Here is a 25,663-nt window from a genome sequence, read left to right as displayed (position 1 = left end):
CACCGGCGCCCTGCGAACCATCACCCAACGCTCGTCACTCCCCCGCTCTGCCCCATCCCGCCTGATTTTCCCGACCCACCCCGCCTCACGCAACTTCCCGGCGCGGCGCGAATCGTATTAATTACATGACCGCTTCCGAATAAGCTTCATGCGAGTTGGGAAATATTTTCGGGACAAGGTAATGCTATCTTCGGAACTGGATGGCGATCTACGTGCGCGAGGCCGGCTTTGGCGCGACCCCATGCGTAACGCGCGCCCGGTCCGCACTGTCTTTCGGATTCGCCATGACAACGCAAACCATCCGCTTTTATCACCAGAGGTCCGTCCGTGAGGTCGCGGGCGTCCCGGCGACGCGCACCGTGCTTCAGCACCTGCGCGAGGATCTGCATTGCACGGGCACCAAGGAAGGTTGCGCGGAAGGCGACTGCGGCGCCTGCACGGTTGTGATCGGCGAACTGGATGCGCACGGCAGCCTCGCGCTGAAAGCGGTCAACGCCTGTATCCAGTTTCTGCCGACGCTTGACGGCAAAGCCCTTTTCACCGTCGAAGACCTGCGCGCCGCCGACGGCGCCCTGCACCCCGTCCAGCAGGCCATGGTCGATTGCCACGGCTCCCAGTGCGGTTTCTGCACCCCTGGCTTCGTGATGTCGATGTGGGCGCTGTACGAAAACCAGCCGGCCGCCGCCGGCCTGCCCACCCGTGACGAAATCAATGCCGCGCTGTCCGGCAATCTGTGCCGCTGCACGGGTTATCGCCCGATTGTCGACGCATCGCAGAAGATGTTCGACTATCCGCAATACCCCCGCGTGACGCTGGACCGCAAGGCGGTCGCCGACACGCTGCGTAAGATCCAGCGCCGTGACACCTTCGAGTACAGCGCACCCGATACGCGTGGCGCCGAATTCGGCTCGCTCATCTTCCGTGCACCGGTCAAACTCGACGCGTTCGCCAGACTGCGCGCCGAACATCCGCAGGCACGCCTGCTGGCCGGCAGCACCGACGTCGGTCTGTGGGTCACCAAGCAATTCCGCGATCTCGGTGACATTCTGTACATCGGCAATGTCGCCGAATTGAAGACGATCGAACGCGATGCGCAGACGCTGACCATCGGCGCCGCGGTTACGCTCGAAGACGCCTACGCCGCGCTCGCCGTCGATTATCCCGAACTGGCTGAGTTGTGGACGCGCTTCGCATCGCTGCCGATCCGCAATGCCGGCACGCTTGGCGGCAACGTCGCGAACGGCTCGCCGATCGGCGATTCGATGCCCGCGCTGCTCGCGCTCGGTGCCGAAGTCGTGCTGCGCCACGGCGCCAAAACCCGCACGCTCACGCTCGACGCGTTCTACCTCGGCTACCAGAAAACCGCGCTCGCGGCAGGCGAATTCGTCGCGGCACTACGCGTGCCGCGTCCGGCTCGCGATTTGCGGTTCCGCACGTATAAGGTGTCGAAGCGCTACGATCAGGACATTTCCGCTGTGTGCGCCGCGTTTGCACTGCACATCGGCGAAAACGGCGTGATCACGGATGCCCGCATCGCCTTCGGCGGCATGGCCGCGACCCCGAAACGCGCCGCGCAAACCGAAGCTGCGCTCACCGGCGCAACATGGAACGAAAGCACCGCGCGGCAAGCGATGAACGCACTCGTCGCCGATTACCAGCCGCTCACCGACATGCGCGCATCGAGCGCCTATCGGCTCAACGTGGCGCGCAACCTGCTGTGGCGCTTCCACCTCGAAACGCGCGATGAAGCGCCGCTCGCCCTCTGCGACGTGAATGCGTTCGCGTACGAATCCGGTGTACCGGACGGGGCCGTGGCCGTTGCAAAGGAGTCGTCGTGATGAACCGGACCGATGCTTTTGTCGAACATGCCGCGAGGCACGCTGCCGCCCACGAAAGCGAGACGGCGATCGGTGTGTCGCTGCCGCACGAATCCGCCACGCTGCATGTGAGCGGTGAGGCCACCTACACCGACGATCTTCCCGAATGCCAAGGCACGCTGCACGCTGCGCTGGGACTCTCGCGGCACGCGCATGCGCGGATCGTGTCGCTCGATCTGGATGCCGTACGAAAAGCGCCTGGCGTCGTCGCGGTTCTGACTGCCGAAGATATCCCCGGCGAGAACAATTGCGGCCCGGTGCTGCACGACGATCCGATTCTCGCCGTTGACGAAGTGCTGTATCTCGGCCAACCGGTGTTCGCGGTGATCGCCGAGAGTCATGAACTCGCGCGCCGCGCCGCCGCGCTGGCCAAAAGCGACGACGTGGTGCGCTACGAACCACTCGAAGTCGTCCTCACGGCCGCCGAAGCGAAAGCCAACAAGCAGTTCGTCCTGCCGCCGCTACACCTGAAGCGGGGCGACCCCGACGCGAAAATCGCCGCCGCGCCGCATCAGATCCGCGGCACCTTCGAGGTCGGCGGCCAGGAACAGTTTTATCTCGAAGGCCAGATCGCGTACGCCGTGCCGAAGGAAATGGACGGCATGCTGGTCTACAGTTCGACGCAGCACCCGAGCGAAATGCAGCAGGTGGTCGCGCATATGCTCGGTTGGCCGGCGCACAACGTCGTGTGCGAATGCCGGCGTATGGGCGGCGGCTTCGGCGGCAAGGAATCGCAATCGGCGCTGTTTGCGTGTGCGGCGTCGCTGGCTGCGAAACTGCTGCGCCGCCCGGTCAAACTGCGCGCCGATCGCGACGACGATTTCATGATCACCGGCAAGCGTCACGACGCGGTCTACGAGTATGAAGCCGGCTTCGACGATAGCGGCCGGATTCTCGGCGCGCGCGTGGAAATCGCTTTGCGGGCAGGCTATTCCGCCGACCTGTCGGGCGCGGTCGCAACCCGCGCCGTCTGTCACTTCGACAACGCGTACTACCTGTCCGACGTCGATATCGTCGCGCTGTGCTGCAAGACGAATACGCAATCGAACACCGCGTTTCGCGGCTTCGGCGGCCCGCAAGGCGCGCTGGTGATGGAAGTAATGCTCGACAGCATTGCGCGTCAATTGCATTGCGATCCGCTCGACGTGCGGCTCGCCAACTACTACGGGATCGGTGAACGTGATACGACGCCGTACGGACAACGCGTCGAAGACAACATCATCGCGCCGCTGACCGACGAGCTGCTGGAAACCAGCGACTACCGCGCGCGCCGCGAAGCGATCGCCGCGTTCAATACGCAGAGTCCGGTGCTCAAACGCGGCCTCGCGTTCTCGCCGGTGAAGTTCGGCATCTCGTTCAACGTGCCGTTTCTGAATCAGGCCGGCGCGCTGGTACATGTGTACAAAGACGGTTCGGTGCTCGTCAATCACGGCGGCACCGAGATGGGCCAGGGGCTCAACACGAAAGTCGCCCAGGTCGTCGCGAATCAACTCGGGTTGCCGCTTTCGCGCGTGCGCGTCACGGCGGCCGATACGTCGAAAATCGCCAACACCTCGGCGACGGCGGCCTCCACCGGCAGCGACCTGAACGGCAAAGCCGCCGAAGCCGCGGCGCGGACTATTCGCAGCCGGCTCGCCGAACTCGCCGCGAGGCAGCTCGGCGGTAGCGCCGATGCGGTGGAATTCGCCCACGGCGAAGTGTCGGTGAACGGCGGTGCGATGCCGTTCGAACAACTGGTCGGCGCGGCGTATCTGGCGCGCGTGCAGTTGTGGTCGGACGGTTTCTATACAACGCCGAAAGTGCATTGGGACGCGCAAACGCTAACCGGTCACCCGTTTTATTATTTTGCATACGGCGCGGCGGTGTCGGAAGTGGTGATCGACACGCTGACCGGCGAATGGAAACTGGTACGCGCGGACGTGTTGCACGACGCCGGCCAATCGATCAATCCGGCGATCGATATCGGCCAGGTGGAAGGCGGCTTCATTCAGGGCATGGGCTGGCTCACCACGGAAGAATTGTGGTGGAACCGCGATGGCCGCCTGATGACACACGCGCCGTCGACGTACAAGATTCCCGCCGTGAGCGATACGCCAGCGGCGTTCAACGTACAGCTCTATCAGAACCGGAACGCCGAGCCGACGGTGTTCCATTCGAAGGCCGTGGGCGAGCCGCCTCTGTTGTTGCCGTTCTCGGTATTCCTCGCGATTCGTGACGCGATTGCGGCTGCGGCGCCGGATGCGGATCATGCGCCGCCGTTACGCGCGCCGGCGACACCCGAAGCGATTCTCGACGCGCTGGACGCGTTGCAATCGCTGACGACAGCAAAGGAACACGCACCAGGACAATCGACGCAAGCGGCAAGCGCGCCCCCAACCACAACGATTTCAGCAATTTAAGCCAGAGCCCGACGCGACACGAACGCGTCGGGCCACGCTCAACCGGCCGCACGGACACCCCGCGCGGCCACGTATGGAGAACCGCCGGATGCAAGCCTGGCTACCTGACCTGCAACAACTGCTCGCGCACGGCGACGCCGCCGTGCTGGTAACGGTCGCGCGCGTCGAAGGTTCGGCGCCCCGCGAAGCCGGTACCAAGATGATCGTCACGCGCGAATCGGCCAAACATACGATCGGCGGCGGCCATCTCGAATGGAAAGCCATCGAGACAGCCCGCCAGGTGCTGCGCGACGGCATGCGCTCGCCGCACACACGCCGCCTCGAACGCTTCGCGCTTGGGCCGAGTCTCGGCCAATGCTGCGGCGGCGCGGTGATTCTCGCCTTCGAGCGCCTCGACATCGGCGACCTCGGCTGGATCACGTCGCTCGCAAAACGCGTGGCCGCGGGCCTTTCGACGGTGCGTAGCGTATCATTCGGCCCCGCACCGGATGCGGTGATGCTGTCCGACCCCGAACCGGGTGTCGATGCCGCCGACTGCCTGCTATGGGACGGCGCCGGTTTCGACGACAGCGGCGCACTGCTCACCGAAACCATCGCGCCAGGCGACTTCCAGGTCGTGCTGTTCGGCGCCGGTCACGTGGGCGCGGCGCTGGTTCGCGTGCTCGCCACGCTGCCTTGCACCGTGCGCTGGGTCGACGAGCGCGACGCGCAGTTTGCGCCGCTGGAAACGCTGCATGCGCCGAATGTGAAGATCGATCCGAACGACGCGCCTGACGAAGCCATCGACCAGGCCGCGCCGCACACGTACTTCATCGTGATGACGCACAACCATGCGCTCGATCTCGAGTTGGCCGAGCGCATTCTGCGGCGCGGCGATTTCGCGTTCTTCGGCATGATCGGCTCGCACACCAAGCGCAAGCAGTTCGAACATCGGCTGGCCGCGCGCGGCATCGATCCTTCGCAGATTGCGCGGATGAAATGCCCGCTTGGCGTCGACGGTATCGTCGACAAGTCGCCGGAGATCATCGCGATCTCGGCGGCCGCCCAGGTGTTGCAAGCCGTGGAGGCGAATGCGGGCGCGCGTGCGGCGCAGACGGTCTGATTTGCAGCACAATCGACCTGCCGCCGAACGCGATTGCATCCTGCCACGCATCCCGCATCCGGCGCGAACCGACTCCAACGAACTCCTGACCGACCATGAATACAACAACCGCTACCCCTCTTTCGCTCGTCGAGAAAGCCGCTCGCGCGCCGAAGGCCGAGTTGCACATCCATATCGAAGGCTCGCTCGAACCCGAGCTGATCTTCGCGCTCGCCGAGCGCAACGGCGTGAAGCTTGCGTACGACTCGATCGACGCCTTGCGCGCCGCGTACGCGTTCACCGATCTGCAATCGTTCCTCGACATCTACTACGCCGGCGCGAGCGTGCTGCTGCACGAGCAGGATTTCTACGACATGACGACGGCCTATGTCGAACGCTGCCTCGCCGACAACGTGATCCACAGCGAAATTTTCTTCGACCCGCAGACGCACACGGAGCGTGGCGTGCCGATCGCAACGGCGGTGGCCGGCATCGAACGCGCGCTCGCCGACGCGGAAAAGCGCGGCATGACGAGCAAGCTGATTCTGTGCTTCCTGCGCCATCTATCGGAAGAAGATGCGCTCGCAACCTTTGAAGAAGCGCGGCCCTTGTTCGAGCAATACAAACACCGCCTGATCGGCGTGGGGCTCGATTCATCGGAGCGTGGCCATCCGCCGTCGAAGTTCGAACGCGTCTTCGCCAAGGCGCGCGCGCTCGGTCTGAAACTGGTCGCACATGCGGGCGAAGAAGGGCCGCCGTCGTATATCTACGAAGCGCTCGATCTGCTGAACGTGGATCGCGTCGATCACGGCGTGCGCAGCATCGAAGATCCGGCGCTCGTCACGCGCCTCGCCGACACGCGCGTCGCGCTGACCGTGTGCCCGTTGTCGAACCTCAAGCTCTGCGTGTTCGACGACATGACTCAACACACACTGAAGGACCTGCTCGATCGCGGCGTCGCCGTCACGGTGAATTCCGACGATCCGGCTTATTTCGGCGGTTACGTGAACGCCAACTATTTCGCCATCATCGACGCGTTGAAGCTCAACGATGCCGAGGTCTACACGATCATCCGCAACAGCTTCGAAGCGTCGTTCGTCACGCCCGAGCAACGCAGCGAACTGATCGCGAAGCTCGACGCGCACTGGCACCCAGGCGGCCCGCACTGACGGGCCAATGAATAGCAGCCGGCGGCGGCACGGGTTCGTTTCAGAGCCAGACTAAAACCGCCGCCCGTGCTGCGTAGCTCCCCACAATACGGAGACGGCTTTTCCCATGACTCAATCGGCACCAGCGGCACCAGCGGCACCCTCGGCACAACCCGCCCAATCAGCATTCCGCGCACAACTGCTGACCTTCAACGGTGACCCCGCGCAATCGCCCAACGCGGCGGTCTTCAACGAAGACGGCTTGCTGATCGTCGAAGACGGCCATGTCGTCGCAGCAGGCGCGTATGCCGAGCTCGCGTCCCGACTCGCGCCGGGCACCCATGTGCAGGAGATGCGCGACAAGCTGATCGTGCCGGGTTTCATCGATACGCACATCCACTATCCGCAAACCGACATGATCGCGTCGCCGGCGCCCGGGCTCTTGCCGTGGCTCGACACGTACACGTTCCCGACGGAGCGCCGCTTTGCCGACCCGGCCTATGCACGCGACACGGCGAGCTTCTTTGTCGACGAACTGCTGGCTTGCGGCACGACCACCGCGCTCGTGTATTGCACGGTCCACAAGGACTCGGCCGACGCGCTCTTCACCGAAAGCGAAGCGCGCAATCTGCGCATGGTGGCCGGCAAGGTGCTGATGGACCGCAACTGCCCGGAATTCCTGCGCGACACCGCGCAATCGGGCTATGACGACAGCGCCGAATTGATCGGCCGCTGGCACAACCGTGGCCGCCAGATGTACGCGCTCACGCCGCGTTTCGCGCCGACCTCGACCGAAGCGCAGCTCGAAGCGTGCGGCGTGCTGGCGGGCAAGCATCCGGACATCTTCATCCAGAGCCACGTGGCCGAAAACACCGACGAGGTGAAGTGGGTCGCCGATCTGTTCCCGGGGCACCGCAGCTACCTGGACATCTACGATCACTACGGTCTGCTGCGCCGCCGCGCGGTGTATGGCCACTGCATTTACCTCGACGACGAAGACCGCAAGCGCATGGCGCAAACCGGCACGGTCGCCTCGCACTGCCCGACCTCGAACCTGTTCCTCGGCAGCGGCCTGTTCGACTTCGACAAAGCCGACGAAGCCGGCACGCCGATCGCGCTGGCAACGGACGTCGGCGGCGGCACCTCGTTCTCGATGCTGCAAACCATGAACGAGGCGCATAAGGTCGCGCGCCTGACCGGCCATCATCTGACGGCTACGCGTATGTTCTATCTGGCCACGGCAGGCGCAGCGGAAGCACTCGATCTGGCCGACAAGGTCGGCACCTTGAAGCCAAAGTCGGAAGCCGACTTTGTCGTGCTCGATCCGCAAGCCACGCCGCTGCTCGCGCGCCGTACCGCACGCACGGAATCGCTCGAAGAACTGCTGTTCGCGTTCGCGCTGCTCGGCGACGACCGCGCGATCTACGAAACGTATGCGGCGGGCAAGCGTGTGCATCGTCGCGACGACGTGCGTCAGCATGCGCCGCGTGCGGCGAAAATCGCGGCCTGATGGGATTGTTGGGCTGAGTCCCGAGCCGATTCGGACAGTTGAATAAAAAACGGCGCTTCCTTCAAGAAGCGCCGTTTTTATTTGCCCATGCGATGCGGGCCGATCAACGATGCGTACACACGTCGTGCAACGCATTCAGACGGCGCACCGGATCGGCGACGTAAGGATTCGATTCATCCCACGCATAACCCGCCAGCACCGCGCTGATCATGCGGCGAATCGAAGGCGTCTGGTCCGGATAGAAAATGATGTCCTGCAATTCGCCCGTGTACCAGCGTTCGACGAAGGCGCGGAACGTATCGATCCCCTTGCGCAACGGCACGTCGTAAGCAGCCGACCAGTCGACCTGCTCGCCGTCCAGTTGCCGGTTCAAGGTCTGTACCGCGAGATGTGCGGAACGCAGCGCGATCGTCACACCGGATGAAAACACCGGATCGAGGAATTCGCCCGCATTGCCGAGCAGGGCATAGCCCGGCCCATGCAAACGCTCCACATTCGCCGCATAGCCGCCGATATGACGCACCGGCATCAGGAACGGCGCGTTGCCGATCAGCGGCCCGAGTGTCGGCTCCTGCTGGATCAACGTACGCAGTTTCGCGTCGCGTTCAGCTTCCGGCACATCGAGGAAATTCGCCTCGGCCACGCAACCCACTGAAGAGCGGCCACCCGCCAACGGAATCATCCAGAACCACACGTCGCGGCGCTCCGGGTGTGTCGCCACGCAAATCTTGTTGCGGTCGGTCGCGCCGGCCGGAATGCCGTCCAGAACGTGCGAGAAGATCGCGGCGCGGGTCGGCATGCGCGTCGGCGCTTCGAGGTTCAGCAAGCGCGGCAGCACCCGGCCGAAGCCGCTCGCGTCGAACACGAAATGCGCCTCCACTTCGTACGCGTTGTCCGCTTCGTCGATCACCTCGAGTACCGGTTTATTGCCGCCCTCGCCCGCCGTGCCCGGATGCATCGCGCGGACCGTGTGGCCAAAGCGCACGTCGGCGCCCTGCTGGGCTGCGCAACGAATCAGAATATCGTCGAACACCGCGCGCTCGACCTGGTAAGTGGTGCCCCAGCCAGCGGAATGCTTATCGCGGAAGTCGAACGCCGACGACTGGCCGCGGTGAATGAAATGCGCGCCGTTCTTGTACTGGAACCCGGCCTCGACCACTGCCTGCAGCATGCCCGCTTCTTCGAGGTAGGCCATGCTTTGCGGCAGCAAACTCTCGCCGATCGAGAAACGCGGAAAATGCTGGCGCTCCAGCACCAGCACCGAACGCCCAGCCCGGCGCAAGAGCGCCGCCGCGACCGCACCTGCCGGACCTGCGCCGATGATCGCGACATCGACGGTCACGCGCTTTGACGAATGTGTACTCAAGGTTGCCTCAATCGTTTGCTTGCTCTAGGCAGCGTTACGCTGCATCCTTACTTCTCGTTACAATTACGCATCACAGCAAGAACACTCGCAGCAAAAACACCATTTCGCCGGGGAGCCCAGCGTGTCGCCATCCGAAACATCCAGCGTGCCTTTCGTGCCGGAAACGGCCTTCGGGATCTGGTTCCTGCGTACCTATACGTGGGAACATCATGTTCTGCGGGTCGCGATCAACGACCTCAAACGGCTGATCGACGCGCCCCTGCCTGTGGCACCGGTTATCGTCGACGTCGGCTGTGGACAAGGCATTTCGTTCCACCTGCTGGCCGACGCGTTCAAGCCGCGCCGCATTGTCGGCGTCGATTTTCACGAACCGTCGCTGACGCTTGCCGCCAATGCGGCCCGCGCCTGCCGCGACAAGCTCGCCGACATCGACGTGCTGCACGGCGACTGCGCGCAATTGCCGTTGCCCGATGCCAGCGCCGACATCGTGTTCTGCCATCAAACCTTCCACCATCTGGTCGAGCAGGACCGCGCGCTCGCCGAGTTCCGCCGCGTGCTCAAACCGGGCGGCATCCTGCTGTTCGCCGAATCCACCGACGCGTACATCAAATCGTGGGTGATCCGGTTGCTGTTCCGCCATCCCATGCACGTGCAGAAAAGCGCGGACGGGTACCTCGACATGATCCGCGCTGGCGGTTTTCGCTTCGAGCAGCGCAACGTCTCGCTGCCGTATCTCTGGTGGAGCCGCGCGAAAGACTTCGGCCTGCTCGAACGACTCGGCCTGTACCATCCGCAACCTGGCAAGCGCCGTGAAACGCTGGTCAATGTCGCGGCGGTCAAGGCGGATTGAATCTTTCTTGCCAGGGCGGTGGCGTCGCCATCGCCCTGGCAAGCTTCGCGGCGTACTTATTTGCCGCGCAGCGTCACTACCTCACCCGTCAACGCCACGCCGGCGATCACCGCACCCGCCCCACACGTGAACTCCGTCGCGCTCTCGCGCACTTCGTTCTTGTAGTTGCTCTTGATGTTGATCACCGCATTGCCGCCTTCCTTGCGCGCGCGATCCTGCAACTCGATCACAGCCGAAAGGAATACGTGCTGGCACGCTTCCAGGTCGCTCTTGCCGAAAGCGTTGGTCTTCTTGTTGGTGGCGAATTCACCCATCTTTTTCAGCACGCCCGGATGCGGCTGACCCGCGAAATACAGCGCAACGTCGTCACTGACCTTGCCCGGTTCGCTTTGCAGCGCCGGCGCGATCGGATAGTTGTCGACCGTATCGCGAGCAAAAGCCTGAGTGGCACTCAGCGTGGCGAGCGAAGCAAACAGCGCGGCAAACAGTACATTGCGTTTCATTGAGACTCCTTGGTGGTTGTTGTTGCTTTAGTGAGTTCCAGATTCGATTTGACCTAGTTCGCCTGCAGCACGACGAGCTGGCCGCTCACCGCGACCGCTGCCGCGCTGGGGCTCACGCCACAGGTGAAGTCGGTCGATGAGTCGGTCTTCGTGCTGTGAAAACGCGTCGACACGTCGATCACGGCGTTCGCGTTGCGTTCGTGAGCTGCCGCGCGCAGCTTCTGCACGGCTTCAGCCAGCGCTTCGTGGCATGCGTCGTCCGGGCTCGATACCTTGCGCGCGATCCGCGCCGAGTAGGACACTTCCCCCAGATTAGCCGTCACCGGCGGGTGGTCCTGCTGACCGAAATAGACCGGCACGCCGCCACGCGACTGACCGGCCGCCGCCGCGAGCGGCACCGATTTCACGTCGGTCGCGCAGCCCGCCTGCGTCAGCACCACCACCGCGAGTGCTCCCAGTACAAAACGTTTTTTCATTTTTGTTGCCCTCGTTTTTAAATGACGGCCGTTTCAACCGCCCTGCCACACTGCAAACATCAGGCTCGCGCAACTGCCGCCGAACCCGAATGAATTCGACATCGCCGTGCCGATGCGCGCGTCACGCGTCGTGCGCACCAGCGGCAACCCGTCGACGGCGGGCTCCGGCGTCTCAATGCCCGCCGTCCCCGCGATGAAACCGTCGCGCATCATCAGCAGCGTGTAGATCGCCTCATGCGCGCCGCATGCGCCGAGCGGATGTCCGGTCATGCCTTTGGTCGATGAGAACGCGGGCACTTCGCCGCCGAATACGTCGCGCAAGGCATGCAGTTCCTCGACATCGCCAAGCGGGGTCGACGGCGCGTGCGTGTTGATGTAGTCCGGACGTCTGGCGCTGCCATCCATTGCACCCGTTGCACTCATTGCACCCGTCGCACCCGCTTCGCCCAGCGCGCCGCGCATCGCTCGCGCGATACCGGCCGCACGTGGCGTAACCATGCCGGCACTATCCGTACAGTCGCCGAACCCGGTCAGCTCGGCGTAAATACGGGCTCCGCGCGCCAACGCATGATCGAGCGCCTCGAGCACCAGCACGCCGCCGCCCGACGCGATCACAAAGCCGTCGCGTGCCGTGTCGTAAGGACGCGAAGCGCGCTGGGGCGTGTCGTTGAAACCGCGCGACAACGCGCCCATCGAATCGAACATCAGCGTCATGTTGTCGTGCAACGACTCGCTGCCGCCGGCCAGCACGATCTGCTGGCGCCCGGTCTGAATCAGTTGCATTGCCTGACCGATGGCGAGCGCCGACGTCGTGCACGCCGACGACGGCGAATAGCTCACGCCCTCCAGTCCGAACACCTGCGCGACATTGGCCGATGCAGTGCTGCTCATCGCATGCGGAACCGTGTACGGCGGCACTCTATCGACGCCACGGGCGTTCGCAATCGACATCGCCACGTCGTAACTCGACATCGTGCCGACGCCCGAACCGATCACCGTACCGGCGCGCGGCGAACGCAACGCGGCGGGATCGAGCCCGGCGTCGTCGATCGCCTTTTTCGCGGCATGACAGGCAAAGCGCGCGGTGTCGCCCATGAAGCGTTCGAGCTTGCGATCGAACGGCGGCTCCTGTGCGACCGACGCGACGGCTGCCACCTGCGAGCCGAAACCGCGCTCACGCCACGCGTCGATCCGCTCGATACGCGAGCGGCCCGTGCGCAACGCGGCCGACACGCTGTCGAGCGTATTGCCGAGGCACGATACGATCCCCATGCCGGTAATGACCACGCGGTGCAGCGCCATGCTCATCGAACGCGCCTGAAAATCAGCGACGTATTGATGCCGCCAAATGCAAAGTTATTGCTCATCACATGTTCGGCGTCGATCTCGCGTCCCGCACCGACGATGTAATCGAGCGGTGCGCAGGCCGGATCGACGTTATCCAGGTTCAAGGTCGGCGCATACCAGTTGCGTTTCATCATCTCGATGGTCCACCACGCTTCCAGCGCACCGCACGCGCCGAGCGTATGGCCGACATAGCTCTTGAGCGAACTGATCGGCATGCGCGCGCCGAAGGTCTGCGCGGTCGCATGGCTTTCGGCAATGTCACCGCGGTCCGTCGACGTGCCGTGCGCATTCACATAGGCGATCGCTTCCGGCGCCAGTTGCGCATCCTTGAGGGCGAGTTGCATGGCAATCGCCATGGTTTCGGCGGTCGGCTGGGTCATGTGCGCGCCGTCCGAATTGCAGCCGAAGCCGACGATCTCCGCATGAATGCGCGCGCCGCGCGCCACTGCGTGTTCGTATTCTTCGAGCACCAGCGTCGCCGCGCCTTCGCCGACCACAAGACCGTCGCGCGAGGCATCGAACGGACGCGGCGTGAGATGCGGCTCGTCGTTGCGCGTGCTGGTCGCGTACAAGGTATCGAACACCGCAACCGCCGGGCCCGAAAGTTCTTCCGCGCCGCCCGCCAGCATCAGCGTCTGCTTGCCGGTCTGGATCGCTTCATAGGCATAGCCGATCGCCTGGCTGCCCGACGCGCACGCGCACGAGGTCGGAATGATGCGCCCTTTCAGATCCCAGAACAGGCTGACGTTGACCGCGGTGGTATGCGGCATCATCTGCACGTAGCTGTTCGACGTAACGTCGGTCATCGAGCCCGTTTCGAGCATCGTGCCGAACGCGCGAATCGGCTGCACCGAACCTGACGACGAACCATAAGCAACGCCCATGCGGCCGTCCTTGATGCTGAGGTCTTCGGTCAGGCCCGCGTCGGCGAGCGCCAGTTCGCTCGCGCGCACCGAATACATCGAGACCGGACCCATCGAGCGGGTTTTCTTGCGCGGATAATGCGCGGGCGCCGTGAAGCCCGGCAACGGACACGCGAGCCGCGTATGCAGCGACTGGAAATAATCCCATTCGGATATCCGGCGCACCGCGTTCACGCCGCTCTTCAGGCGCGTTTCGATCACGTCCCAGCTATCGCCAAACGCCGTGACGCCCCCCATGCCGGTAATGACGACGCGTTTCATCACACCATCCCACCATTGACGCCGATCACCTGGCGCGTGACGTACGAGGCCGCATCCGACATCAGGAAGCTGACCACGGACGCCACTTCCGCAGGCTGGCCGACGCGGTTCATCGGCACCGTCTTCAACGCGTGCTCGAGCGGCATCTCGTCGAGCATGCCGGTTTCGATCAAGCCCGGCGCCACGCAATTGACGGTGATGTTGCGCGTCGCCAGTTCGACGGCAAGCGCCTTGCTCGCGCCGATCAGACCGGCCTTCGCTGCGCTGTAGTTGACCTGGCCGCGATTGCCCATCACGCCGGAGACCGACGCAATCGTGACGATGCGGCCGCCCTTCTTCGCCCGCACCATCGGCATGGTCAACGGATGGACCACGTTGTAGAACGAGTCGAGACCGGTTTCGATCACGATGTCCCAGTCTTCTTCAGTGAGCGCGGGGAACGCAGCGTCGCGGGTCACGCCCGCGCTGCACACGATGCCGTAGTGCGCGCCGTGTGCGGCGACATCCGCTTCGAGCACTTCGCGGCACACGGCGCGCTCACGCACGTCGAACTGCAGCACGCGCGCCGTGCCGCCTTGCGCGGCAATGCCCGTGGCGACTGCTTCAGCTTCGGTACGGCCCGTGCGGCAATGCACGGACACCGCGAAACCGTCGGCGGCCAACTGATACGCAATCGCACGGCCAATGCCGCGGCTTGCGCCGGTAACGAGAACACGCCGGCTCATGAACTGAAACTCCCTTCGATGAATGACTGAAAATCGCGCGGCTGAAAAACCTTGATAACCGCCTCGGCGCAACACACCTCGCCGTGGTGGATCGTGCATTCGTAGGCGCCGTGGCCTTCTTCGCTGCGCAGCAATTCCGTTGCCTGGATCAGCAATTGGGCACCACCGGCGAATGACGGTTGCAAGGCCCGGAAGCTGCGCGAGCCGAGCAGCACGCCAGGACGCGCCCTGCCGCCGCCGCGCATGGCCAGCAGCGCGACGTGCGCCGCAATGGTCTGCGCCATCAGCTCGATGCCGATCCATGCGGGCATCGCGCCGGCGGCGTCGGCATACCAGGCGTCGGCGCGAACGGTCGCCCGCGCGCTCACGGTGTCTTCGCCGAAGGTATTGACGCCATCGAGCAGCAGCATCGTGCCGCGATGCGGGATGATCGCTTCGATCGGTTGCTGGACGAGGTCCTGAGTAGAGCGCGCCTGAATCATCGCGTGGTCACCGTCCGAGGATCAGGCTGACATTGCTGCCGCCAAACGCAAACGAATTACTCATCACGTACTGCGACCCCGCGCCGTGCGGCAGAAAACGTTCGGTTTCGACCAGGTCCAGGGCCGGCAAAGCGGGGTCGGCCTCGCCGTCCCACACATGACGCGGCAGCGGCACGGGTTGGGCCTCGTTCGCGCGCGCCAGCGTCAGCCACGCGAAGGCCAGTTCGGTGGCACCCGCCGCGCCGAGTTGATGGCCGGTCAGCGGTTTGGTGCCGCTCGTCGCCACGCCTGCGGGAAAAACACGCGCCATCAATTTCGCTTCCATGTCGTCGTTCTTGCGCGTAGCGGTGGCATGCAGATTCACATAGCCGATCGCCGACGACGCGATGCCCGCGTCGGCCAACGCCGCGTGCAACGCGAGTTCGCCGCCCACACCCTGCGGGTCCGGCGAGGAAATGTGATGGGCGTCGCTCGATTCGCCGACGCCCGCGAGCCGTACTTCCGCTTCGTCGCGGCTCATCAGGAACACCGCGGCGCCTTCGCCGACGTTGATCCCGCAGCGATTGCGGCTCATCGGATTGGTACGCATGGCGCTGGTCGATTCGAGCGAGGCGAAACCTTGCACCGTCAGCTCGCACAACGAATCGACGCCCCCCACCACCACCGCATCGCAGAGCCGTAATTGCAGCAGCCGGCGCGCTGACGCAAAAGCCTTCGCACTCGACGTACAAGCGGTCGAGATCGTGAACGCCGGACCCTGCACGCCGAGCACGGCGGCGGCAAATGGCGCGACGGTGCCGATCTCCATCTGCCGGTAATTGAAGTTGGGGGGCAGGTTGCCCGCTTGCGCCTGGTAAACGAACGCGGCTTCGGCCGCTTCGATCCCCGACGTGCTGGTGCCGAGCACCACACCGATCCGATGCGCGCCGTAACGCTCGCGCGCCGCAGCGACTGCCGGTGCGATCTGCTCCAGCGTGGCCAGCAGCAAGCGGTTATTACGGCAGTCGTAACGCGCGAGCGCGGCCGGCGGCGCCAGATCGAGCGGTGCGAGCACGCTGCCGACAAACGCTTCGCCAATGCCGGTGTGCGCGTTCGCCATACCGGGTGCGTGAGCGGCGGCAAGCGCCGGAACGATCGCGTCGAGGCCGTTGCCGAGCGCATTGATCATGCCGAGCGCATGCAAATAAACTGATGGCGCCTTCATGCGGCCCTCCTTGATTCCGATGGCATGCCGATCGGCGCAAGCAGCACCGACACCGCGATGCCGAGTGCGAGCGTGGCGCCGAAACTCCTTAGCGCAGGCATCGCGCTCATGCCGAGCATGCCGAACGACAACAACGTGGTGGCAGCCGAGAGCAGCACGCCCGTCCACACCGCGCCGAGATCGGCGTCCGCGCGCAAACAGCCTTCGCGCAGGAATACCGCATAGTTTGCGCCTACACCGAGCACCAGCATCAGCGCGAGCCAATTGAAAAGATTGAGCGGCACGTGAACGTAACCGAACACCGCGAGCGTGACGCCGACCGCGAGCAACACCGGCAGCGTCACGGCGATGCCGCCGCGCAACCGGTCCCCCACAGAAACGTCCTTCCGGGCGTATCGCAGAATCAACAAAACGAGCACGAGCGCCAGCGCGCCGCCGAGCCACCAGCCGCTGTCCACGCGATACTCGCCGAACAGTTTCGACACGCTCGCCGCCTTGTCGACGAATACGACGCCGGAAACCGTCCGCGCGATGGCGATCAGCGCGGGTTCGTTCTGTGGCGTCACGCCTTGCGGAATCACAACGGCTGCATACGCTCTGGTAGCCGGGTCGACAACGCCTAGCCACAGATGTTGGTACGGCCGTGACCACGGTGTGGCGAGCCACGTATCGACGGTGAGCAGCGGTTGCGGTTTCGCCTGCGCGGCAAGCCAGGCGTCAGCGACTTCGTCCTTGAACCCGGCCTGCAGCAGCAGCGCACGCAATGCCGCGGGATCGTTGAAGACGTGCTGCGCGAGCAATGCACGGTCTTCGTTCTGCTGTTTCGTGGACGGCACGAACTGCGCCACCGACTGATAAGTGCCGACCCTGTTCGCGGTGCCGTTCAGTTCGTCGAGCTTCGCACCCAGCGCTTCGGCCCGTTGCAGCACGATCTCCGGCGTCTCGCCACGGACCACAAAAAACTGTGCGCTGTTATCCACGCCAACCGCCGCGCGTACCTTGTCTTCCTGCGCGACCAGCGAAGGATCACGCTGGATCAGCAAATGGATATCGTCGTCGCTCGTCAAACGCAGCCAGCCGGGAATCGCCACGATCAGCAGCAGCGCCGCGACGAACCATGCGCGCTTGCCGCCGATCGTCCGATGCCAAACCGTCAGCAGCCGCGCCGCGCCAGCAAACAGGCGCTGCGGGCTGCGTTTCGGCGGCCGCGTGAGCAGCGCGGGCAACAGGCACAGCACGGAGGCAAACGCCGTCGTAATCCCCACCATCGCGAAGCAGGCAATTTGCTTGAGCGCGGGAAACGGCACCCACATGAGAATCGCGTAGCCGAGCAGGCTGGTGGCAAGGGCAACCGTCAAGGCCGGACGTACCGCGCGCGCACCGCGGCGCGAATCCCAATCACGGCCCGCGCCAAGATAGACCACGAAATACTGAATCGAGTAATCGACCGCCTCGCCGATCAGGCTCGCGCCGAATACCAGCGTCAACAGATGCAATTGGCCGAACACCAGCATCGTCGCCGCGAGCGCGCAGACAATGCCGAGCGCTGTCGAGACAAAACCCAGCAGCAATAGCCGCGGCGAGCGGAACACCCACATCATCAACAGCGCAATCCCGCACAGCGACGCGATGCCGATCAGGTGCACCTCGCGCTCCGATGCGCTGCGCGCCGATTCCGCGTAAAACACCGCACCGGTTCTCGCTACCGACACGTCGGGGAACGCCTGCTTCAATGCGCTCTCGCCGTGCGCGAGCGCGCTGAGCACGGCACGCTGGGTCTTCGATTCGTAAGCCGAACCTGGCAGCGTGGCGACGATCAGCACACTCGTCGCGGCGCCGCGATGCGACACCAGCATGTTGTCTTCGAGTTCGAGATTCGACGTGGCGAGCGGCAAGCCGCCGAGCCAGTGTTCGAGCCAGCCGAACGGATCGTCGGCGAGCGACGTGCTCAGCGCACCGCGCAACGGGCTGTAGATACGCTGCGCGAGCGCGTCGCGCAAGCTCGCATTCAAAGCACTGCTCTGCGCGAGCGTCGCGCGGTCGGCAGGTGTCAGCAGACCGAAACGATAAGGCAGATACAGCGCCGCGATCTGCGACAGATCGAACGGTGGCAATTCCGCCGTCACCGAGCCGAACGCCCCGCTCTTCTGCAACGACGCGCCGAGCTGTTTTGCGGCCGCCTTCGCATGCGCGTCGTCATTGCTGGTGACGAGAAAAACCGTGCGGTCGCCAAGCGCACCTGCCAGCGTGTCGACCGCCTTTTCGGCGACCGGATCCGCCTCGGTGGCAGGCAGCAACACCAGCAGATTGGTCTGCAACGGCGAAGGTCCGGCGAAACGCCAGCCACAGTAAAGCGCCGCGGCGAGCGCGAGCAGCAGCCACGCGGCGCGTATGCCCCACGCCTGTTTCGCGGACCGCTGGCGCAGCACCTGCATTACGGCACTCCGAACAGGCTGCGCTCAGCCGGCGTCGGCTCGCTTACTGCCGCACTTTTTGCAAAATCGAGCTTCGTGACGTCGCCGTTCGCGAGCGTGATGCGCAGACTTTGCAGATAGTCGCCGCCATTCATCTGCAAGCCTTTGATCGACTGCGCAATCTGCGGCTGGTTTGGCGTGAGTTGCATGCGCCACTGCGCGGCGCTGCCTTCGGCCTGCACGTCGAATTGCGAATACAGCGCCGACAGATCGCCGCCGAGCATCGCGCGCATCATCTTCGAGACCTGAGCGACGCCGCGCGTGCCCTGAGCACTGCGAGCCGTTACGCGCTGACCGTTGGCGTTGATTTCGGTCACGCCCGCATCGGTGATCACGTAGGTGGCCTTGTACGGTGTCTCGATCTGCCAGATCACGCCACGCTCGCGGAAGAACAGCAGCGAGCCGGTGCTGACGAGCGGTTGCTTCATCGCGGCGAGCGTCTGCGTCTGCGTGAATTGCGCGCGCACGCCTTTGGCTTGTGCAAGATGGGAGGCGATTTGCGAAACCAGCGCCGGGTTACCGGCGGCCTGCGTTGCCTCTACCGCAAACGCTACTGTCGGCCAGGCTGTCAGGCCTGATACGCCAACCAGGGTCAACGTGCCCAGCACGAGCCACGCGGCGGTGCCCGCTACCCTGCTGCGCAAGTTCATCGTCCCCATACGCGCTCCAGCTTTTCGAACACGACCGGCGGCGACACGAACTGCAATTCCTGGGTCGCGGCGTCGACCGCGACCTGGATCGTGTAACCCTTCGTCAGCCGTGTACCGGATGCACAATCGACGATTTCATAGCCTATTTTCAGGCGGTTTTCGTGTTCGAGCAGTTGCGTGCGTACTTCGATCGCCTGGCCGTAGGTGGCCGGGCGCACATACTTCAGATGCGCCTCCACGATGGGCCATAGGTAACCCGAAGCCTGCATCTCGCGGTAATCGTAGTCGAACGTGCGTAACAGCGCCGCGCGGCCGATCTCGAAGTACTTCAGATAGTGGCCATGCCAGCACACGTTCATCGCGTCGACGTCGTGAAACGGCACTTCGACCGTCGCGCTGGCTGTCAGCACCTTAGGGGAGCCGGTCATGCGTTCGAGCCTCCGCGATAGTCGTGCAGCAAATCGCATGCGGCGATGCGTGCGGTCAGCGCGCGCAGATCGCTTTCCAGCGCGCGGTCTTCGTCGACGAACGGCGAGTGCGCCGTCACGCTATCGATAAAGGTTTGCAGCGGTACGGGAACCGGCGTGCTGCTGTCGATCTTCAAGCGCAGACGGGCCGCTTGCACCGTTGCTAGCGTATGCGCGGCGGCGACCTGCTCGGTCAACTCCAGCACGCGCAAACAGTCGCGCGCCGCGATCGTGCCCATGCTGACCTTGTCCTGATTGTGCGCCTCGGTCGAACGCGAGAACACGCTCGCGGGCATCGTGTTCTTCAACGCTTCGGCGGTCCATGCGGACGATGAAATCTGCACCGCCTTGAAACCGTGATTGATCGCGGCGCGCGCAGGAGCCGCGCCCGACAGGTTGCGCGGCAAGCCGTTATTGAAATTCACGTCGACCAGCAGCGCGAGTTGCCGGTCCATCAGATCGGCAAGATTGGCGACCGCGACTTTCAGCGAGTCCATCGCGAACGCGATATGGCCGCCGTAGAAGTTGCCGCCGTGCAGCACGCGCTCGTTGTCGGGATCGATCAACGGGTTGTCGTTCGCGCTGTTCAGTTCGTTCTCGACATCGCGGCGCACCCACGACAACGCATCGCGAGCGACGCCGATCACATGCGGCGCACAGCGAATCGAGTAGCGGTCTTGCAGACGATGCCCCGGCGTATCGTCGCGCCCGCTCAGATCGCTGCGAATCCATGCGGCGGCTTCGGCCTGGCCTACGTGCGGTTTCACCTCGAACAGCGTTGCATCAAAATGCGCGGCGCGACCGTCGAGCGCCACGGTAGAGAGCGCCGTGAGACGCGCGCTCAGGCGCGTCAGATGATCCGCACGCGCGAAGGCGAGACACGCGAGGCCCGTCATCACCGCGGTGCCGTTCATCAGCGCGAGACCTTCTTTCGGCGCGAGCGTCAAGGGTGTGTGACCGAGTTCGGTCCATACCTCGCGCACATTGCGCAACGCGCCCTCGAACATCACGTCGCGCTCGCCGGCAAGCGCGGCGGCCACATACGAGAGCGGCGTCAGATCGCCGCTTGCACCAACCGAACCTTCGGACGGAATACGCGGCAGCACGCGATGATTGATCAGATCGGCGAGACGCTCGAGCAACACGGGACGCACGCCGGAGAAACCGTACGCGAGCGAGTTCAGACGCGCGGCGATCACCGCGAGCGTTTGCGCATCGTCGAGATACTGACCCATTCCGCAGCCGTGGTAGCGCGTCAGTTGCAGCGGCAAGGCCTCGACGAGTTCCATCGGCACGTCGACCACGCATGCGTCGCCATAGCCGGTGTTGACGCCGTACACGGTCGCGCCCGCTGCCAGATGCCGGCGCAGAAAATCCGCGCCGCGCTGAATGCGTGCGCGCCACGCCGGATCGGCGCTCAATGCAACCGGCAAGCGGTGCTGGGCAATCGCGACGACCTCTTCGATCGTCAGCTTGCGCCCGCCGATCGTCACGGCCGCCGTGTTTGCGCGGGTGTTCTCATTCGCGCTGGCATTCGGTGCGTCGATCAGATCATGTTCGGCCATGTGTGCCTCGCTTGGGGCTGGCCCAGAAGTCGAAGAAATTGAACCATTGATAAGGTGCCTTACGGCAATAGTGTTCGAGCCGCGCGGCGTAACGCTGCGCCCACGCCGCAAGATGCTGCGTGCGTTCACGGCGTGGCAACTCGATGCGCTCGGCAAACGGTTCGAAGTACAGACGGTAACCATCACGCTCTTTCAGGCAGAAGAACAGATAGACCGGGCAGCCCAGCGCATGCGCCAGCACGTAGGGGCCTTGCGCGAACGGAGCGGTCGAGCCGAGAAATTGCGCATCGATCGTGCGTCCCGCTTCATGAGCCGGCACGCGATCGCCGACGATCACCAGCAACTCGCCCGAGTCGACGCGCTCCTGCATCATCATGGCGGTCTCCGGACCGAAGTCGCTGACTTCGAGCAGATGCCGCGCGAACTGGCTATTCGCCGACGCCAGCACGCTATTGAAGCGCCGCGCGTGTTCGGTGTAGACCACGGCGGTGACTTTCGCGTAGGCGCCTTGCGCGGCGAGCGCACGAGTCATTTCCAGATTGCCGAGATGCGCACCGATCACGAGCGCACCCTTGCCGCTCGCGACCAGGGCTTCGAATGCCGACGGATCTTCGAATTTGACGTCGCCGTTGTTGACACGGCCGGACCATGCCGCCAGCTTGTCGAAGCCCGATTGCGCGAACGCCAGCATATGGCGATAGGCGGACAGCCAACCCGGACGCGGCGTATCGCCGTGCGGCGCGGTTTGACTGAGATGCGTGAAGTAATTGCTCGACGCCTCGCGCGCGGCACGGCCCGTGAGCAGAAAATACGCGACGATCGGATGCAGCCAGAGCGCGGTGAAACGGCGGCCGAACAGCTTGCAACTGAGCGCGAGCAAGGACATGCCCAGGTGGCTGCCGCGTTCGGCGATGCGCCACCAGTCTTGCTGATTCTGTTCGCGCGACCCGGCCGGCTTGCCCGGTTCACCCGGCTGATCCGGCTCACTTGCAACAGCCGCGCGGCGTGGCATCACCTTGTGCGCGAGCAGCATCGGCAGACGCCACAGCATGCCGAACACGAGCCGCGTATGACTGCGGCTGATACGCACGTTGTCCCACAGCACATCGAAATGCGAGACGCCGTCGCTTGCATACGTGACGCGCGTTGGGATCGAGCGGAAGGCCGCGCGCCGCCAGTAGAGACGCACGAGAATTTCGATGTCGAAGTCCATGCGGGTCGGCAGTTGCACGCTGTCGATCAGCTCGCAGGCCAGCGCCAGTGGATAAAGGCGAAAGCCGCACATCGAATCGCGAATCGTCAGCGAGAGCGTTTCGATCCACACCCATACGTGCGTCAGATAACGGCCATAAAGGCGCGATTTCGGCACGCTCTCGTCATAGACCGGGCGACCGAGGATCACCGCACCCGGTTCCGCACGCGCCGCTTCGATGAAGCGTGGCACATCCGTCGCATCGTGCTGACCGTCGGCATCGATCTGCAGCGCATGCGTGTAAGCCGCGGCGCGCGCGGCACGCAGCCCCGCCATCACCGCCGCACCCTTGCCGCCGTTGACCGGCAAACGCAGCAGCGTGAGCTGCCCTGCGTATTGTTGCGCGAGTGCGGCGAGCACCTGTTGGGTCGCCTCATCGCTGCCATCGTCGACAACAAAGATCGGCAAGCCGTGCACCGCGAGGTGCGCAACGGTCGCGCCGATCGCGTCCTTGTGGTTGTAAATCGGAATCACGATGCATGCAGCGATGCTCATCATGCAGCCTCCCGATACACGATCACGCCGGACGCGCATTCACGCCCGCTCAACCGGTAGCTGAACTGCACGCGTCCACGTGCTGCGTCGTGCGCGAGCGTGAGATTCAGCACCGCGCCAGGGGGCACCGGCGCCATGAACTTGAGCCGGTCGATCGATGCCAGCGCGCTCACGGCCGGCACATGCTCGGCAGCCAGATGCACGGCCCAGTGCACCTGAACGACACCCGGCAGAATCGGCAAACCGGGGAAATGGCCGGCGAAATGCACGAGCGTGGGCGGCACGCGTAATTCGTAGTGCAAGGTATCGACGCTGCGGGCTTCGGCAAGCATTTCCATGCCGTCCGCGCGCGGCGCGAACGCCGCAGCGAGCGCCGCCACCGGCAGTTTGCCGCGCGCGTCGAACGGCAATGCGAGGCGAAAACGCCAATGGCGCGGCAGCACCACCACATCGAAATACGCAGCGAGATGCCGACGCAAGATCTTCGCGAATTGCACACGGCCTTCGGTGCGCAATGCTTCGCTGCCGGCTTCAGTGAGCGCCACCACGGCACCGACGCGCTCGCGCGAGGCACCTTCCAGCGGCACGATCGCCGCTTGCGCGACATACGGATGCAGTGCGAGACGCGCTTCGAGCTCCGGCAGAGACACGCGCTTGCCATCCAGCTTGAGCACACGATCGAGCCGGCCCTGCAGGCGGAAGCGGCCCTCGGCGTCGAACGCGATCTTGTCGTCCGTACGATGCCAGCCGGTGTGATCGAGATGCGGCGAGCGAACGTTCAGCGCACCGTCTTCGTCGCAGCGCACTTCGATGCCGCTCACCGGTTGCCAGGCATCGGTTTGATCCTGACGACGCCACGCAATGCCGCCGGTTTCCGTACTGCCGTAGATTTCGAGCGGCGCGGCACCGTAGGCAGCCGCATATTCCTGCGCGGCTTCCGAGGCAAGCGGGCCACCTGAAGAGAAGAATGCGCGCGGTGCCGGCGTCAACGCGGCGAAGCCTGGCAACGCGGGCCAACGCGACAATTGAGCGGGCGTGGAGACGACCACCGTCGCCCCACACTGCTCGATCTGCGCCTGCAAATGCATCGGCTCGATACTGATCGCGCGGTCAAAGGCGCGGCCCGCTGCGAGCGGCCACATTATGCGAAACAGCAAACCGTAGATGTGATGATGCGGCACGCTCGCAAGCATCGTCGCATTGCCGACCAGCACGCCCCACTGCTTTTCGAGCGTGTGCACTTCGGCATTGAATTGCGCGAGTGACTTGCGGATCGGTTTGGGGATACCGCTGCTGCCGGAGGTATAGAGCGTCAACGGGGCGTGCGGATCGATCGTATGGGTGGCCGGCCCGGGTACCGCATCGGCGTCCTGCATACGATGCGGCAGGTCGGCGTCGGTCAGCACGGCGTCGTACGCGTCGGCGAGATCGGCGAGATAGCCCGGTGTCGCGTTGGCCGGAATCACCGGCTCCTTGCCGCATGCGAACAACGCAAACAGCGCGCAGGCGAAATCGAACGGATCGTCGATACACAGCGCGTAGCGTTGCGCATTTTGCGCTTGCAGTAACGCGACCAGCGCTGAAACGCGCGCGCGAAACGCAGCACGGTCGAGCACCGTGGCGCCGTCGCGGCATACCGGTGCATTCGCGACGGAGGCCTCAAGGGCCGCCGACAACAAATCATGCAACGCAATCATGCCGCCTCCGAACGCGCGGCTCGCGGCAGCACCACCAGATAACGCCAGATAATCTCGGCTACCAGCAGCACGCCGATCAATCCATAAGCGATCGCGCCGTTATAGAGCGACCAGCTCGCACGGCTCCAGTACAGCGCTGTATAAGCGGAGAACACGCCGTTCAGCGCGAAGAAAGCACACCATACCTGGGTCACGCGCCGCGTATGGCGCACGGCACCTGGCAACAGGTTCGGATTGCCCAGCCGCGCGAATTTTTCGATCATCGACGGCCCGCGCACGAGCGTCGCGCCGAACGCGATCAGCAGCCCCAGATTGACGAGCGACGGATAGAGGCGCAGTAACAACTCGCTGTTGGTGAACACGATCGCCGCCGAGGCGCAGCTCAGCAAGCCGACCACGGTCCAATCTATCGACGAAAGCCGGCGCAACGAGGTCGCGACCGGACCGCTGCCGGCCCAGCGCTGCAGCCACAGAATCGCAAACAGCATGCAGCCGATGTAGCGCGGCGTGTCCCAGCGCCAGGCGCACAGAATCAACGCGGGATACGCGAGTTTCAACAGGAGCTGCAGCGCCGCTTTGGCCCAGTGGCGCTGAGCACCGGACGATACCTCGACAGGCTCGCTCGTCGCCGCTTGCATTCGCGAGCGCACGGATGGCATCAGCCCTGTGCCGCCAGCAGCGACTCGACCGCAACGATCACATCGCCGACCGTGCGTACCGACTTGAACTCTTCCGGCTTGATCCGGCGGCCGGTCATTTCCTGCAGTTTGATCGCAAGGTCCACGGCGTCGATGCTGTCGAGATCGAGTTCTTCGAAGAGGTGCGCCTCGGGCGTCACGCGCTCCGGCTCGATCGCGAAGTTCTCTTTGAAGATGGCGCGGATGCGTTCAAGAATCTCTGCCTCGGACACG

General features: G+C 64.2%; 22 protein-coding genes. 6 read left to right on the top strand and 16 right to left on the bottom strand.

What is annotated here, in order from left to right; all coding sequences use genetic code 11:
* Positions 1 to 284: 284 nt before the first annotated feature.
* The 5 genes from xdhA to guaD all read left to right on the top strand — a co-directional run bounded on the left by xdhA (position 285) and on the right by guaD (position 8,015).
* Complete coding sequence (xdhA, locus tag GH665_RS04150; protein ID WP_174771698.1) at positions 285 to 1,838, top strand: xanthine dehydrogenase small subunit; 1,554 nt, start codon at positions 285 to 287, stop codon at positions 1,836 to 1,838.
* Positions 1,838 to 4,276 (top strand): xanthine dehydrogenase molybdopterin binding subunit, encoded by a 2,439-nt coding sequence (xdhB, locus tag GH665_RS04145; protein WP_153134788.1) that lies wholly within the window; start codon positions 1,838 to 1,840, stop codon positions 4,274 to 4,276. Before xdhA ends, xdhB begins: the two co-directional genes overlap by 1 nt.
* 88 nt (positions 4,277 to 4,364) lie before the next feature.
* On the top strand, positions 4,365 to 5,378 hold the full coding sequence (xdhC, locus tag GH665_RS04140) for a xanthine dehydrogenase accessory protein XdhC (RefSeq protein ID WP_153134787.1): 1,014 nt from the start codon (positions 4,365 to 4,367) through the stop codon (positions 5,376 to 5,378).
* 95 nt (positions 5,379 to 5,473) lie between these two features.
* On the top strand, positions 5,474 to 6,526 hold the full coding sequence (locus tag GH665_RS04135; RefSeq protein ID WP_153134786.1) for an adenosine deaminase: 1,053 nt from the start codon (positions 5,474 to 5,476) through the stop codon (positions 6,524 to 6,526).
* Between the two features lie 106 nt (positions 6,527 to 6,632).
* Positions 6,633 to 8,015 (top strand): guanine deaminase, encoded by a 1,383-nt coding sequence (gene guaD, locus GH665_RS04130; RefSeq protein WP_153134785.1) that lies wholly within the window; start codon positions 6,633 to 6,635, stop codon positions 8,013 to 8,015.
* Positions 8,016 to 8,118: 103 nt separating this feature from the next.
* On the opposite strand, the gene GH665_RS04125 is transcribed toward guaD, so the two are convergent.
* On the bottom strand, positions 8,119 to 9,381 hold the full coding sequence (locus GH665_RS04125; protein WP_153134784.1) for an NAD(P)/FAD-dependent oxidoreductase: 1,263 nt from the start codon (positions 9,379 to 9,381) through the stop codon (positions 8,119 to 8,121).
* Positions 9,382 to 9,502: 121 nt separating this feature from the next.
* Here GH665_RS04125 and GH665_RS04120 point away from each other — a divergent pair, with 121 nt between their 5' ends.
* Positions 9,503 to 10,231 (top strand): class I SAM-dependent methyltransferase, encoded by a 729-nt coding sequence (locus tag GH665_RS04120; protein ID WP_153134783.1) that lies wholly within the window; start codon positions 9,503 to 9,505, stop codon positions 10,229 to 10,231.
* Between the two features lie 56 nt (positions 10,232 to 10,287).
* Here GH665_RS04120 and GH665_RS04115 read toward each other — a convergent pair whose 3' ends face one another.
* From GH665_RS04115 to GH665_RS04045, 15 genes are read right to left on the bottom strand one after another with little or no spacing between them, the layout of a single operon-like run.
* Positions 10,288 to 10,734, bottom strand: coding sequence for an excinuclease ABC subunit A (locus tag GH665_RS04115; protein WP_153134782.1), 447 nt, complete (start codon positions 10,732 to 10,734; stop codon positions 10,288 to 10,290).
* 53 nt (positions 10,735 to 10,787) lie between these two features.
* Positions 10,788 to 11,210, bottom strand: a complete 423-nt coding sequence (locus GH665_RS04110) for a signal peptidase (RefSeq protein WP_030101220.1) — start codon at positions 11,208 to 11,210, stop codon at positions 10,788 to 10,790.
* A 33-nt stretch (positions 11,211 to 11,243) separates the two neighbouring features.
* Entirely contained in the window at positions 11,244 to 12,518 is a 1,275-nt protein-coding gene (locus GH665_RS04105; RefSeq protein WP_153134781.1) for a beta-ketoacyl synthase N-terminal-like domain-containing protein, read from the bottom strand.
* Positions 12,515 to 13,741: a beta-ketoacyl-ACP synthase gene (locus GH665_RS04100; protein ID WP_153134780.1), complete on the bottom strand. Its 1,227-nt coding sequence runs from the start codon at positions 13,739 to 13,741 to the stop codon at positions 12,515 to 12,517. The genes GH665_RS04105 and GH665_RS04100 overlap by 4 nt, the downstream gene beginning before the upstream one ends.
* Positions 13,741 to 14,466 (bottom strand): 3-ketoacyl-ACP reductase FabG2, encoded by a 726-nt coding sequence (locus tag GH665_RS04095; RefSeq protein WP_153134779.1) that lies wholly within the window; start codon positions 14,464 to 14,466, stop codon positions 13,741 to 13,743. The genes GH665_RS04100 and GH665_RS04095 overlap by 1 nt, the downstream gene beginning before the upstream one ends.
* Positions 14,463 to 14,948 (bottom strand): hotdog family protein, encoded by a 486-nt coding sequence (locus tag GH665_RS04090; protein ID WP_153134778.1) that lies wholly within the window; start codon positions 14,946 to 14,948, stop codon positions 14,463 to 14,465. Before GH665_RS04090 ends, GH665_RS04095 begins: the two co-directional genes overlap by 4 nt.
* A gap of 7 nt (positions 14,949 to 14,955) precedes the next feature.
* Entirely contained in the window at positions 14,956 to 16,152 is a 1,197-nt protein-coding gene (locus GH665_RS04085) for a beta-ketoacyl-[acyl-carrier-protein] synthase family protein (RefSeq protein WP_153134777.1), read from the bottom strand.
* Positions 16,149 to 18,587, bottom strand: a complete 2,439-nt coding sequence (locus tag GH665_RS04080; protein WP_153134776.1) for an MMPL family transporter — start codon at positions 18,585 to 18,587, stop codon at positions 16,149 to 16,151. Before GH665_RS04080 ends, GH665_RS04085 begins: the two co-directional genes overlap by 4 nt.
* On the bottom strand, positions 18,587 to 19,285 hold the full coding sequence (locus GH665_RS04075; RefSeq protein WP_153134775.1) for a LolA family protein: 699 nt from the start codon (positions 19,283 to 19,285) through the stop codon (positions 18,587 to 18,589). Before GH665_RS04075 ends, GH665_RS04080 begins: the two co-directional genes overlap by 1 nt.
* Positions 19,273 to 19,704 (bottom strand): acyl-CoA thioesterase, encoded by a 432-nt coding sequence (locus GH665_RS04070; protein ID WP_028200127.1) that lies wholly within the window; start codon positions 19,702 to 19,704, stop codon positions 19,273 to 19,275. The genes GH665_RS04075 and GH665_RS04070 overlap by 13 nt, the downstream gene beginning before the upstream one ends.
* On the bottom strand, positions 19,701 to 21,308 hold the full coding sequence (locus tag GH665_RS04065) for an HAL/PAL/TAL family ammonia-lyase (RefSeq protein ID WP_153134774.1): 1,608 nt from the start codon (positions 21,306 to 21,308) through the stop codon (positions 19,701 to 19,703). The genes GH665_RS04070 and GH665_RS04065 overlap by 4 nt, the downstream gene beginning before the upstream one ends.
* A complete protein-coding gene (locus tag GH665_RS04060) occupies positions 21,295 to 23,055 on the bottom strand; it encodes a glycosyltransferase family 2 protein (RefSeq protein WP_153138220.1) in 1,761 nt (586 codons plus the stop codon). Before GH665_RS04060 ends, GH665_RS04065 begins: the two co-directional genes overlap by 14 nt.
* Positions 23,055 to 24,752 (bottom strand): ApeI family dehydratase, encoded by a 1,698-nt coding sequence (locus GH665_RS04055; RefSeq protein WP_153134773.1) that lies wholly within the window; start codon positions 24,750 to 24,752, stop codon positions 23,055 to 23,057. Before GH665_RS04055 ends, GH665_RS04060 begins: the two co-directional genes overlap by 1 nt.
* Positions 24,749 to 25,411: a COG4648 family protein gene (locus GH665_RS04050; protein ID WP_153134772.1), complete on the bottom strand. Its 663-nt coding sequence runs from the start codon at positions 25,409 to 25,411 to the stop codon at positions 24,749 to 24,751. The genes GH665_RS04055 and GH665_RS04050 overlap by 4 nt, the downstream gene beginning before the upstream one ends.
* Entirely contained in the window at positions 25,411 to 25,662 is a 252-nt protein-coding gene (locus GH665_RS04045; RefSeq protein ID WP_028200132.1) for an acyl carrier protein, read from the bottom strand. Before GH665_RS04045 ends, GH665_RS04050 begins: the two co-directional genes overlap by 1 nt.
* Between the last annotated feature and the right edge of the window lies 1 nt (position 25,663).

This window comes from Paraburkholderia agricolaris, assembly GCF_009455635.1.
GTDB classification, from domain to species: Bacteria; Pseudomonadota; Gammaproteobacteria; order Burkholderiales; family Burkholderiaceae; genus Paraburkholderia; species Paraburkholderia agricolaris.
This window is presented reverse-complemented; position numbering and strand designations above follow the sequence as displayed.